A 13,170-nucleotide genomic window follows, 5' to 3' on the forward strand; every position below is an offset into this window, starting at 1 on the left:
TAACCTCCCTAAAGATAGCTCTGTTTCTTAGTTTTCTTCATCTATGGCGTCATTGGCATCATCTGCACTTGCGCCATTGCTGGTTCCACCCCTTTCAGAAGAGACGTGGACCCTGACCCCAGCCTCATGCAGCGTGGAGCCAAAGTTGGCGGGTGGGGCAATATCTGTGACCAGATCAGTCACCTGATCAAACCGGCAAGCAATATTGGCCGCTCGCGCTCCAAATTTTGTGTTGTCCGTTGCGACAATCGTACGTGCGGTGTTGTCCAAAAGCGCGCGTGTCAACTCGGCTTCCAGCAGATTCGAGGTCAGCACTCCGCCTTTCAGAGACAAGGCATCGGCACCACAGATAATGGCGTCATAGCTATACTGACACGCCAGTTGCTCGGCGGCACGCCCAAAGCTTCCGCGTTCTGAGCGGATGACTTCGCCTCCGGCAAGAATGGCGCGCGTACCGTTGTGATCTGCCAAAGATGCGATAACCGACAGCGAATTGCTCACTACCAAAAGGTCCTTATGATCGCGAAGTTGTTCTGCAACATGCGTCATGGTCGAGCCTACCGAAACGAATATCACCATTCCGTCTTCGATGATCTGGCTGACCCGATTTGCAATAAGGGTCTTCTCTTTCGCATTATGTTCGAGCGCCCCAGAGAACATTGGCGTGTCCTGCGCTCGCGACAGATACGTCCCTCCGTGAACACGTTCGACCATGTTTTCGCGTGCGAGCGCTTTGACAAGACGGCGAACGGTTTCTTCGGACACATCCATGACCTGGGCGATTTGGGTGTTGCGTGCAGAGCCGCCCAACCGTGCCAACACGTCAAGAAGCTCCCGCCCTCGATGCGGTATGTTTCCACTATCATCGTTCATTTTTTAACTTCGCCATAATTCCATCTATAAATCCACAAAAAAAGTAATAGATTTGTGACAATTTTGGTTTTTCACAAAAATATATATCTGATTCAAACATAAACGGTCACGCCATCAACTGCCCAACGGGCGAGGCATTGCGGCACAAAATGATTGTTGTATTACTTCCTGACAGCTCAGGACGCCAAAGCGATCAATGCCACGCCGACTGCCATAATGATTGCAGCCATGATTCGACGGACCGGGTGACCTTCACCAAGCAGCAAATACCCAATCAGAGCCGCAAATATCACGGACGTTTCCCGCAAAGCCGAAACGGCACCAAGAGGCGCGAAGTTTTTTGCATAGAGGACAAGACCGTAGGCTGTCATCGATACGAATCCACCCGTGAGCCCGATAACCCATGTCTTAGCAGGTAACTTCAACATCGCCCTGCCACGCCTGATACCAACAAAAGCCGCTATGAAAACATGCAACAGAGAGTGCCAAGCCCAGTACCCAAGCGTATTTTCGGACAGGCGCACTCCGACACCATCGACAAGCGAATAGGCTGAAATACACACACCGGTTCCCAGGGCGTATCCCAATGCCGCGCGGCCAACGCCCTGTCGTAACGCCGCCCAACTGGATAGCTGAATAGCCCCCGCGATCAGCGCTATGCCCAACCACGCTTGTGCGGGTAGCACCTCACCCACAAAAATCATTGCCCAAAGCGAAACCAATGCAGGCACGATGCCGCGCGCAATCGGGTAAACCACGCTGAGATCGCCATGTTTATATGCCTGACCGAGCATATAAAAATATCCGAAGTGGATCACCGTTGATCCCAACAAATACGGCCAGCTTTCAATGGCTGGAAAAGGCAGATAGGTCACCAAGATCAGGCCCGGGAAAACATGCCCAAGCGCGACCAGCCCCAACGTCACTGTTCGGTCACCGGCTGCCTTAACGATCGTATTCCAAGCGGCATGCAAAACTGCCGCCGCAAGGATAATTATGATGATACCCGTGCTCAAATGACGTGTATCAAATCAGCGCATTAAACAGGTGGCGCAAATTTTCGCGCGTCAGTTCCACTGGATTGCCACCACAAGACGGGTCAGAGATCGCCCCTTCCACAAGCGCATCCATCTTGTCTGCAGTTACACCCATCTCGGACAACTTTCGCGGAATATCAAAACCGTCATTGAAGTCCTGCACAAAGCTCTGAAAGCCCTCAAATCCCCCATCAATACCCAGATAACCGGCCGCCAGATTAAAGCGATCGCGAATGACGTCCGCATTGAACTTGAGAACCTCTGGCATGCACACAGCATTTGTGGTGCCGTGGTGAGTGTTAAAGATCGCGCCGATCGGGTGACTCAAGGCGTGAATAGCACCTAGTCCCTTCTGAAAGGCCGTGGCCCCCATGGCTGCAGCACTCATCATATGGGCCCGTGCCTCAAGGTCCGTACCGTCTGCATAGGCACGCGGCAGATTGTTGATGACAAGGCGCATGCCTTCCAGTGCAATACCCTGACTCATCGGATGGTAATGTGGCGAGGAGTACGCCTCAACACAATGAGCAAAGGCGTCAAGACCGGTGCCAGCCGTAATGAACTTGGGCATGCCAACGGTCAATTCCGGATCACAAATCACAACCGAGGGTAAAACTTTCGGGTGGAAGATGATTTTTTTGACGTGGGTTTGTGAATTCGTGATGATGCTCGCACGGCCAACTTCAGAACCCGTACCCGCAGTGGTTGGTACCGCTATGATAGGCGCAATTACATCGGCCTCCGCACGTGTCCACCAATCGCCCACATCTTCAAAATCCCAGATCGGACGCGTTTGATTGGCGTGGAATGCCACCATCTTACCGAGATCGAGACCGGACCCGCCGCCAAATGCAATGACCCCATCATGGCCACCCTCTTTGTAGGCGTCTACACCCGCCGCCAGATTCAACTCTGATGGGTTCGGATCCACATCAGAAAACAAACCGCGACCAAGACCTTCTGCTTCCAGGATATCGAGCGCGCGTTCCGTGATCGGCAGATTGGCCAAACCTTTATCCGTCACCAATAGCGGGCGTTTTATTCCGAGATCCTTGCAGGCACCCGCCAACTCAGAAATGCGCCCAACGCCAAATTTGATCGCGGTCGGGTAAGACCAGTTTCCCGTGATGCTCATTCTCTCACCTATTCAAGTCAAAGGGTGCATGCACCCAACATGTGATGTCTGCGTTGCCACAGAGATTATTTGGTCACCTTTTTCAGGTGATAGCTCTTTGGTCGGGTTAAGTTGTGATAACCAATGACCGACAATCCGCCGCCACGTCCGGTGTTTTTACAACCCGTCCAGCAAAGCCCGGGATCAAGATAATCTGCCCGGTTCAAGAATACCGTGCCTGTCTCGATCCGATCACCTATGTGGGCAGCCCGGTCGACGTCCTGCGTCCAAAGACTTGCTGTCAGCCCAAATTCGCTGTCATTCATCAAAGCAACGGCTTCATCGTCTGAAGACACTTTCATGATGCCAACAACTGGGCCAAAACTCTCGTCACGCATGACGCGCATATCATGATTGACGTTTGTCAAAATCTGCGGCGTCAGATACGCGCCACCATCGTCTTCGGCAAACAGATCGATATGCGCGACAGCTCCATCTGCCAGAGCCTCTGATATCTGCGCCCGGACTTCTGCAGCAAACCGCAAATTGGCCATTGGCCCGATCGTCGTCTCAGCATCTAAAGGATTGCCAAGCTTGTATCCCTTTACAATCTCGACGGCCTTCTCAACAAATTGATCATAGAGACTTTCATGCACATAGATACGTTCGATGCCGCAACAGCATTGGCCCGAGTTGAACATCGCGCCATCGATCAGGGTATCAACCGCAGCGTCCAGATCGGCATCCTCCATCACATAGCCCGGATCTTTTCCTCCAAGCTCGGTCCCGACCCCAGTAAAGGTTCCTGCGGCAGCTCTCTCCATGGCGATACCACCACCGACAGAACCTGTGAAGTTTACAAAATCAAACGCATTGCCTGCGATCAGATCATTGGTCACATCATGGGTCAGGAAAACATTCTGGAATACGTCTTCCGGCACGCCCGCAGAATGAAATGCTTGCGCCATACGTTCCCCGACAATCAGTGTCTGAGTTGCGTGTTTCAGCAAAACTGCATTGCCCGCAATCAGTGCCGGAGCCACCGTGTTGATCGCGGTCATGAACGGATAATTCCAAGGGGCTACAACAAAAACCACACCGTGCGGAACACGCTTTATATAGCGTTTGAAGGTCGCATCCTCGCCCACTTCGATATCAGCAAGGCTTTCCGGGGCAATAGATGCCATGTGGCTGGCGCGCTCATTGAAGCCACCAAACTCGCCACCATAGCGCACCGGGCGGCCCATCATTTTTGCGATTTCAGGAACGATTTCATCATTCATTGCCCCGACTGCGGCAACCCCTGCCATAACCAAATCGATCCGCTCTTGTAGCGGGCGCGAAGCCCAAACTGCCTGTGCGCCTCGGGCTCGCTCTGCCGCAGCAAAGGCCTCATCCCGCGACAGAGCCACACGTTCTGCAAATACCGACCCGTCAATCGGTGAGATACATTTCAAAACCTGATCCATGCCAGTTCTCCAGATACAGGGATTCCACCCCGTCTATTCAAAGAAAGTCCCATAAACCCAACGAGCGATGTTCCGAGGGCAATACGGAGCTATGCCCGCTCAAATCCGCGCGCGATCTCGTAGTCAGTCACAACACGTTCAAATTCTTCGATCTCCACCTCAGCAGCGCGCACATAGTGGTCGATGGCTTCGTCGCCCAAAGCCGCGCGAAGCATCGTAGATGCGTGTAACGCGTCACGCGCTTCGCGAAGATTACCCGGAATCATCCCGGATTCTCCCTGATATACGTCACCTTTGGTTGGAGCTTGAAGCTCTAGACCCTGTTCAATACCTGCAATACCTGCGGCAAGCATGCCTGCCATGGCAAGATAGGGGTTCATATCAGAGCCGGGGATCCGGCACTCAATACGAATAGCTTTTGTACCATCGCCACAAAGTCGGTATCCGGCAGTACGATTATCCACCGACCAAATGATGCGGGTCGGTGCAAAAGTACCCTTCATGAACCGTTTGTAGCTATTGATGTAGGGCGCCATGAAGTAGGTGTAATCGGGTGCATACTTCAACAAACCGGCGGTATAGGCCTTCATTACCTCAGACATGCCCAAGCTGTCGCTTGGATCATAGAATGCATTTGAACCTTCTTTCCAAAGCGATTGATGAACGTGAGACGAACTGCCTACCTTGTCATGGTGCCATTTTGGTAGAAATGTCGCTGCATGGCCTTGCTGCCACGCGATTTCTTTGACGGCGTGTTTTGCGATTGTGTGATAAGCCGCCGTGTCCAATGCTGAGGCATACTTGATATTCAGCTCTTCCTGACCGGTCTCTGCTTCACCTTTCGAATTTTCCACCGGAATCCCAGCATTCCACAGATGATTGCGGATCGGGCGCATCACGTGTTCTTCCTTGGTGGTTTGGAATATGTGATAATCTTCGTTGTAACCCGATATCGGCTCCAGATCCCGAAACCCGCTTTTGCGGATTTCATCAAAGTTCTTTTCGAAGAGGAAAAACTCGAGTTCGGTCGCCATCTTCGCATCATATCCAAGCGCATTCAGGCGTTTTACCTGTGATTTAAGCATCGCGCGTGGGGAATGAGGGATCTCCTCATGTGTGTGGTGATCAAGAATGTCACACAGCACGAGTGCCGTACCTTCCAGCCACGGTACCGGCCGTAGCGTGGTCAGATCAGGTTTCATAACATAGTCGCCATAGCCCCGCTCCCAGGAAGTCGAAGCGTAGCCATCCGGCGTTCCCATCTCCAGATCAGTTGCCAGCAGGTAATTGCAACAGTGCGTTTCCTCATAAGCACCCGCAACAAAATGCGCCGCGTGGAAACGTTTCCCCATCAAACGTCCCTGCATATCTGCAAAACAGACCAAAACAGTATCGATTGCGCCGTCTTGCACCTTCGCTTGAAGGTCCTCAAAAGTCATCGTTCCGCCCATGACAACTCCTCCAAATGAGCGATTTCCTTTATGGCAGGTTGAAGAAGCGTCAATAGCTCTTCCGTGATCTCCGCCACATCCTCCGGAGAGCGCATCAGATCATTGCGCACTTCGATCATGACATTCGCCAATCCACGGGACTGGGCGTGCAACCTGAGCGAATGTGTAACCCCATCGCCGGGTCCGTAAGGTTCATTCCGTTCTACCCGACGATGCGAAAGTAGAGTTTTCCGCGCCAGCATCGCGTCGGCCAAGCGACTGTCTTCATCATGCAACAGCCCGAATTCGACCGCACGCTTTACGCCGTAATATATCGGCGTAAAACTGTGTATCGTCACAACCACCGGATCGTTGTTGCGGGCTTCCAGAACGCCTGACACGGCCGCACAGAATGGTTCATAGACAGACTGTATTCTTGCATCGCGCTGTGACTGGTCCAGATTCTGATTTCCCGGAACCTCAATCAGCTCGGACCTTTCCGGTATCGCACTTGGCGCATCCGGTGGACGGTTACAGTCGTAAACCAACCGCGAAACCCGCAATAGTATGGCGGGCGCATCCAGGGCGACACTCAAGGCCAATGTAACTTCACGTGCACCAGGATCCCAAACCGCGTGGCTCAACCTGTCTTTTTCGGCAAGGCCCAACCCGTCATAAGCTTCGGGTATTGTGGAACTTGCATGCTCGCACAACAACACGACACGACCCTTGCCATTCGGATTCAATATCTCAACCGGGTCGATCATGCACCTGCCACCTCCCTGTGCAGATTTGCACCAAGGCTGAACTTTGTGCCACGACGCACCATATGAACGACAAAAACCATCAGCATCGCCACGCGCACAAATTCGAATAGAAATCTGCCATTTACCATCTAGCGTCCCTGGGTCATGGCCAATAGCTCGGCATGCAATGCAGGCGTCGCGGCTGATATCACACGACCATCCGAATTCAGATTAAGCGGATTACCATTCCAATCAGTAATCACACCACCGGCAGCTTCGATGACAGCCGCAACCGGAAGAAAATCGTAAGGTTGCAGATCATAGTCAATAACCGCATCAACGTGCCCCATCGCAACCAGGGCATGGGGATAGCAATCGTAGGCGAACCTTCGGGTTTGCCCGGAATGCATCAAATCTCCGAACAAATCAGGGTGATCACGGTAAATCTTATCTCCTTCATTCACGAAGAATACTGCGTGGCTCAAACTCTCTGTTTCACTGACTGAAACCGACTGGCCATTTAGCATGGCCCCTTGCCCTTTGATACCAAGCAGACATTCATTCAGTGCGGGCATTCCAATCACGCCAAGCAAAGGTTCACCCTTAACAAGCAAACCCAACAAGAAGCCAAACAATGGATGGCCTGACAGAAACGAACGGGTGCCGTCAATCGGATCGATGATCCAGACATTATCACGATTCAACCCCTCGGCACCCTGTTCTTCACCAAATATTCCATCTTCTGGAAAGTGCTCAGCCAGGTAGGCACGCACGATGGTTTCGACGCCTTTATCTGCCTGAGTCACAGGGCTTTCATCGGTTTTGAATTCAACGCCCAAGCGGCCACGAAAATAACCCCGAGCTGCGTCAGCGGCCAAAGCTGCAATCTGCGTCGCATGCTCTGCATGTGATTTCCCGTCCGTAGTCGATCTAACCATTTCTGATGGGCTCAACATTCAATACGATCCATCTGCAATTACTGCTTTGATACCCCAGGCATCCAGTGATTGCGCGAGTGCCTTACCAGGCGCTTTATCGGTCACAATATGACTAATCTGGCGCGGGGCGGGTCCTACGAAGGGCGCAGATTCGCTGAGTTTGCCGTGGTCGAATGCAATCAGAATCTGGTCGGCACATTCCGCCACGATCTGCGCAAGCTCTGCCTCTGCATTGCTGTGATACAAAAAGCCTCGGCGTGGTGAAACGGCATCCGTACTGAGGATCGCCATGTCATATACCAGTCGCTGGGCCTGTCTGTGGGTTACGTGACCAAAGGCACCACGCTCATTGGCCTGCATTTCTCCGCCAAGAATATGCACCCGGTTACCATTCACGTTGACCAGTGTCTGGGCCACTCCAATCGAATTGGTAGCGATTGTAAGGTTTTGATGCCGTCGCAGTTCTTCCGCGACAAATGCAGTGGTCGATCCAACATCAAGAAAAAGGGTCATGCCGTCAGAGACTCGCGTACTAACGACATTGGCAATCAGCCGCTTTTCTGTCGGGCGCTGAGTAATGCGCCGAAAAAAGCTGGGGTCGTTCTGTGTGCCCACCAAATAAGCACCACCACGCACGCGGGCCACCATTGCGGTTTTGGAAAGGGACTTGATTGTTCTCCGTACTGTTTCCTCGGAAACGTCGAGCGCTTTCGCCAGATCTGTGTTCCGCGCAGAGCCACCCAGGCGCCTTAGCGCTTCAAGAAGCTCAATTTCTCGGTGCGTCTGCGACATCCGCTTTCCACAATATCCCTCACATTTTCCACGTTATCCCACATGTTTTTGCAAATGCAACAATTCTTGCGTCCATATGTTGATTTTTGATGTTTAATGTGGATTTTGGCGGGGCGTGCAGCGCATTCTTTGCTCGGCACAAGCAAGTTAGAATCACAACAGCTAGATTCCTGACATCAACTAAGCCGTCGGTCAATTCATCTGGAGCGTCAAACGATGCACGACAAAAGAAACGTCCTTTTTATTATCACCGACCAGATGCGGGCCGATTGTGTGTTTGGTGCGCTGGCGAACCACGTTGATCTACCCCATTTGCGGGCACTGATGAAAGACAGCGTCACCTTCACCCGTCATTTCTCGGTTACAAATCCATGCGGGCCATCGCGAGCATCGCTGCTGACGGGGCAATATGCGATGAACCACCGCTCAGTTCGAAACGGCACGCCTCTTCGCCACGACACGCCTTCGATCGCATCAGAGATGCGCAAGGCAGGCTACCTTCCTATGCTTTTTGGATATACCGACACCTCGCAGGACCCGCGCGTATTTGACGCCAATGATCCGGCTCTGCGTTCTTACGAGTTTCACCTGCCAGGTTTTCAGGAAATGCTGGAAATGCGCATGGAGATGTCTTTTCCCTGGCGATCACACCTTAAGAACAAAGGATATGTTTTCGACGACTATTTTGATGTTTTTAAACCCGTCTCGCCAACCGGGTACGCCCCGAAACTGAATGATCCTGCGCTCTATGCTGCAGAAGACAGTGACACAGCATTTCTGACTGACCGGTTTCTGGAAACCATGCCAGCTTATGCAGATCAGGACAAAGGATGGTTCGCCCATCTTACTTATCTGCGACCACATCCGCCGCTGGTCGCACCAACCCCTTACAACCAAATGTATGATCCGGCCAAACTGCCGAATCCAACGCGCCATGCTTCAGCACAAGCAGAAGAAGCGCTCCATCCGTTCTTCGCACCTGCCAGGGAAAACAATACTGTCGCAGGATTTGTTGAAGGTTTCCCCGAACTCGAGCCAACTGACGAGGTCGTCGCGACCCTTCGGTCTATCTATCTGGGCCTCGCAACCGAAGTTGATCACCACATCGGTCGAGTCGTGCAGTTTCTGAAAGACAGCGACCAATACGACAACACATTGTTGGTAGTCACAGCCGATCATGGCGAGATGTTGGGTGACCATCATAGTTGGGGTAAGATGTCGGTCTATGACGCGGCATACCATACACCCCTGATTGTCAGGATGCCGGGCGGTGTCGAAGGCGCACAGATCTCGAAGCCAACGGAGAGCATCGATATTGTCCCAACGATCCTCGATTGGGTTGGGCAACCAGCTCATGACGCAATGAATGGTATGACTTTGATGCCGCTCCTTGAGGGGAACCAACCCGAGAAATGGCGCAAATATTCTTTCTCTGAGCTCGATTTTGCGGACCCAATCGCGCCAACCCTTTGGCAGAAGACGCTTGGCACGGACATCTCGGACAGCTGTCTTGGAATTCTGCGCGACGATCGGTTCACGCTTGTCCAATTCGGAGCCGACCTACCACCCCTGCTTTTTGACCACAAAGGCAAAGGCGAAATGGAAAACGTCGCAGAACGACCAGAGTTTTTGCAGGTCCTCACCCAAATGACGCAGGAGATGTTACGGCATCGCATGCGTCACATGGACAAAACCTTGTCCAATTGGATGATTACTTCGGACGGGCCCCTCCATCCTTCGCAGCTGGCATCACAAGTGGAAAAGAGTGGGAAAGCCTCTTAATTTTGCCGCGTGGTGCTCAAATGGTAGTAGAGTCAGCAATCTGGCGTGAATTCTTCCATTAGATCAGTCATGGTTTACGGGAATTGCGGCCTCAATGCTGATCTTGCTCAGACCTGGCGCAACAAAAATCATTCTGGAACAACATGAATGCAGAGCTTTCCCCAAGGTTTCTGCTCACTCTGCCCTTTGACGGTACTGTCTTTGATCTCAGCGATTTTTGCGGTCAAAAGAGTTTCAATGGAGCCGATCTATCAGAATAGCTTGCGGGCAAACCAAACCATACAAACTCCAATTGTAAATTTTCAATCTATTGCGCTAACCTAACTGCATGAGCCCGCTCCATCCGGCCAAGCCAACTAGCATTTTTCTCATAATGACGTTCTTGAACGTCTTGTTTTTTGCGACGCAGGTATATGCCCAAGAGCGTGTGGCATTATTAATCGGCAATTCAAACTATGAAGCCCCAGAAATGTCATTGCGCAATCCCGCAAATGACGTCGCAGCCTTGAGCGATGCATTGGAGGAGCTTGGATTTGCCGTCATCCAAGCCACGGATCAGAACGCAAGGGCCATGCAAAGGGCGGTAGAGCAATTCGGCGTCGCAGCGAAGGGTGCTGAGATGGCGGTCTTCTTCTACGCCGGACACGGTGTTCAGATCGGAGGAGAAAACCATCTGATTGGCACAGATTTTGCAGGCAACGATCTATCGGCACTCAGGCAAAGCTCGATGACCCTAGATTTGGTGCGCGATGTGATGTCCAGGGCCGGACCAGATATCGGGATCTTGCTCTTGGACGCTTGTCGCAACAACCCGTTTACCGAAAGTGGGATGGTCGAAAATGGGTTGGTCAGAATTCGTGGCGGAGCCGGTTTGCTGATCGCTTATGCCACTGACCCCGGCAATGTGGCCTATGATGGATTGGAAGAAAACAGCGTTTTCACCTCGGGTCTTCTCGATCACATTGCGACACCCAATCTGGACGTTCGACTGATGTTGGGTCGCGTACGCCAACAGGTCGTTCTTGAGACAGATGGACGCCAAATTCCCTGGGTCGAAGAATCCGTACTGGATGAGTACAGCTTTGCACCGGTTCTGGCTGGCAATGCCCCTAAGGACGAATACACTATTGATCTGGAACATTGGCGGCGCATCGCCTCCAGTTCGGATGCACAGGATTTCGAGGGATACTTAGAGGCCCACCCGGAGGGATTGTTTGCTTCATTTGCGCGCGAAAGGATAGCCGCTCCCCTACCGGAACCAGCAGCTTCGCTGGCGCCGATCAACGCCTCGCTAACCGAAGCCGATCCCTACAAAATTGCCTCGGCATTGGTAGCTCTGGGGTATTTGAATGACCCCCGGACGCGCGATCTAGGCCCGGCATTGGACAATTATCGTAGCCAATTGCCAGAACGCGAAACTGCCTCGGCTGACCGCCTGCTTCAAGACGCGGCGCAAGTGTCGATTTTTCTGGCCACCACCACGCTGCAAAGACTACGCACCGATATTGTGGCGTTGCGCAGCCTGGAACGCACGCTTGGTATCGCCGAAGATGCATTGCGGCAAATCGAGGATATTGCCCGTACCGACGCAAATGCCTTGCCCATTTTGCAACAGGCGCGCAACGACATTTATGATATCTATCGATCGCGCGGAATCATCTTGCGCCGTCTGGACCAAAGCCGAAGCTACTACGAAGAAGTTCTAAATCGCGCTGTCATCTTCTTCCCTCCTGGCATCGATGCGTCAATAATAAGCAAAGCATCGGCACCGCGGGATCTGAACATCGCCGATGCGCGAATGACAAACGACGCAGCTCTTTTTTTGCGGCACGTTTCGCAGGCAGAAGATAGTAGAAAAGGAAGTTACCAATGGCTGACCGATCTCATCCCTCCCGAATAGGTGCTGCACTTGTTGCGGTATCTCTTGCCCTCTCGGCTTGCGGGGATAGCAGTCAGACCTCGGCCCCTGCGACTGGCTCCACGGGAGCAACACAGGCTGAGGCCGATCTAGCGAAACAGGCCGCGGCGATGCAGAAAACAATCCTGCAAGGTGCCATCGCAGGTGGTGTCACCGGTGGCGCGATCGGATTTGGCCTTGGCGGTAGTGACGATATTGGGACAGGTATTTCAGTTGGCCTCGGGGCGGGTGCCCTGGCCGGAACCTACGTCGCCTTCGTTCAGCGTAACTATGCTGGCCGCGAGGCACGTCTGAGGCAAATCAAAAAAGATCTGGATCGCAATGCCAGTGAAATGCAAACGACGCTGAACGTTATGAACCAGGTTCTTGCGGCGCAAAGAGCCGAACTTGATGCACTGAACGCCAGCGTAGCAGCGGGCACAGCCGATCAGGCGGAGGTCACAAAAGAGCTTGCCGAGGCTAATGGCAATCTTGCTCAGATGGAGCTTGCAATTGACGGAGCTACCAAACGTCAGGCTGAATTCAATGAGGCCCGGAACCTGACGATTAAACGCGGTCAGACCGCCTCACCGATTGACGGAGATTTAGCCGCCCTATCGAACCAGATCACGCAAATGCGCGGGATCGCAAACGATCTGGCATCTTCGCTATGACGAAAGGCACAGCAACTCGTTTCGCCGCCCTGCCCTGCCTATTGCTGGCCGGATGTCAGACCACGACCGATCCGGCGGACGGCGGTTTCTTTGCCGGAGTCTCAGGTATCACAACCGGAGCCTATGATGATCGCATCGCTGCTGCCGAGGGGGATGTGGCCACCGCAGAGGCGCGCAACGAAGCCCTCGCCGCGCAAATCCGGAATTCTGAATCCGAATTGGCACAGTTGAAGTTGAATATTCTTCAACAGCGCGATGCAATCGGAGGGGGCGACGCCGCAACGGCTGCCCGCATCGACCGTGTGCTGAATGACGCACCTACCGGTGCAACCCCGGATGCTAAACTGGCAGCATTACAAAAGAGCATCGCTGAAGCCCGCGCCCTGAGTGCCGATCTTGCCAAACTGTCGGGTTGATC

13 protein-coding genes are annotated in these 13,170 nt (G+C 52.9%); 4 read left to right on the forward strand and 9 right to left on the reverse strand.

The genetic code is table 11. The features are described 5' to 3' along the window. Positions 1 to 27: 27 nt before the first annotated feature. From ACR0KN_RS18000 to ACR0KN_RS18040, 9 genes are all read right to left on the reverse strand, one after another. Positions 28 to 873 carry a DeoR/GlpR family DNA-binding transcription regulator gene (locus tag ACR0KN_RS18000; RefSeq protein ID WP_480655486.1) on the reverse strand — a complete coding sequence of 282 codons (846 nt, stop codon included), beginning with the start codon at positions 871 to 873 and terminating at the stop codon, positions 28 to 30. Positions 874 to 1,049: 176 nt separating this feature from the next. Then, positions 1,050 to 1,889: an EamA family transporter gene (locus ACR0KN_RS18005; protein ID WP_480655488.1), complete on the reverse strand. Its 840-nt coding sequence runs from the start codon at positions 1,887 to 1,889 to the stop codon at positions 1,050 to 1,052. Positions 1,890 to 1,899: 10 nt separating this feature from the next. Continuing rightward, on the reverse strand, positions 1,900 to 3,045 hold the full coding sequence (locus ACR0KN_RS18010; RefSeq protein WP_480655490.1) for an iron-containing alcohol dehydrogenase: 1,146 nt from the start codon (positions 3,043 to 3,045) through the stop codon (positions 1,900 to 1,902). Between the two features lie 65 nt (positions 3,046 to 3,110). Continuing rightward, positions 3,111 to 4,493 carry an aldehyde dehydrogenase family protein gene (locus ACR0KN_RS18015; protein WP_170775545.1) on the reverse strand — a complete coding sequence of 461 codons (1,383 nt, stop codon included), beginning with the start codon at positions 4,491 to 4,493 and terminating at the stop codon, positions 3,111 to 3,113. Positions 4,494 to 4,582: 89 nt separating this feature from the next. Further along, a complete protein-coding gene (locus tag ACR0KN_RS18020) occupies positions 4,583 to 5,944 on the reverse strand; it encodes a glutamine synthetase family protein (RefSeq protein ID WP_480655493.1) in 1,362 nt (453 codons plus the stop codon). Then, complete coding sequence (locus ACR0KN_RS18025) at positions 5,929 to 6,690, reverse strand: N-formylglutamate amidohydrolase (RefSeq protein WP_480655495.1); 762 nt, start codon at positions 6,688 to 6,690, stop codon at positions 5,929 to 5,931. Before ACR0KN_RS18025 ends, ACR0KN_RS18020 begins: the two co-directional genes overlap by 16 nt. After that, positions 6,687 to 6,818: a hypothetical protein gene (locus ACR0KN_RS18030; RefSeq protein WP_319544433.1), complete on the reverse strand. Its 132-nt coding sequence runs from the start codon at positions 6,816 to 6,818 to the stop codon at positions 6,687 to 6,689. Before ACR0KN_RS18030 ends, ACR0KN_RS18025 begins: the two co-directional genes overlap by 4 nt. Then, positions 6,819 to 7,607 carry an inositol monophosphatase family protein gene (locus tag ACR0KN_RS18035; protein WP_480609431.1) on the reverse strand — a complete coding sequence of 263 codons (789 nt, stop codon included), beginning with the start codon at positions 7,605 to 7,607 and terminating at the stop codon, positions 6,819 to 6,821. 18 nt (positions 7,608 to 7,625) lie between these two features. Then, positions 7,626 to 8,399, reverse strand: a complete 774-nt coding sequence (locus ACR0KN_RS18040; protein WP_170775552.1) for a DeoR/GlpR family DNA-binding transcription regulator — start codon at positions 8,397 to 8,399, stop codon at positions 7,626 to 7,628. Between the two features lie 216 nt (positions 8,400 to 8,615). Here ACR0KN_RS18040 and ACR0KN_RS18045 point away from each other — a divergent pair, with 216 nt between their 5' ends. From ACR0KN_RS18045 to ACR0KN_RS18060, 4 genes are all read left to right on the forward strand, one after another. Beyond that, positions 8,616 to 10,181 (forward strand): sulfatase-like hydrolase/transferase, encoded by a 1,566-nt coding sequence (locus ACR0KN_RS18045; protein WP_480655498.1) that lies wholly within the window; start codon positions 8,616 to 8,618, stop codon positions 10,179 to 10,181. Positions 10,182 to 10,554: 373 nt separating this feature from the next. Further along, positions 10,555 to 12,081 (forward strand): caspase family protein, encoded by a 1,527-nt coding sequence (locus ACR0KN_RS18050; RefSeq protein WP_480655500.1) that lies wholly within the window; start codon positions 10,555 to 10,557, stop codon positions 12,079 to 12,081. After that, positions 12,051 to 12,752 carry a hypothetical protein gene (locus ACR0KN_RS18055; RefSeq protein ID WP_319544428.1) on the forward strand — a complete coding sequence of 234 codons (702 nt, stop codon included), beginning with the start codon at positions 12,051 to 12,053 and terminating at the stop codon, positions 12,750 to 12,752. Before ACR0KN_RS18050 ends, ACR0KN_RS18055 begins: the two co-directional genes overlap by 31 nt. Beyond that, positions 12,749 to 13,168 (forward strand): hypothetical protein, encoded by a 420-nt coding sequence (locus ACR0KN_RS18060; protein WP_480655503.1) that lies wholly within the window; start codon positions 12,749 to 12,751, stop codon positions 13,166 to 13,168. The genes ACR0KN_RS18055 and ACR0KN_RS18060 overlap by 4 nt, the downstream gene beginning before the upstream one ends. The last annotated feature ends 2 nt before the right edge of the window (positions 13,169 to 13,170 follow it).

Source organism: Ruegeria sp. AP7 (genome assembly GCF_056539905.1).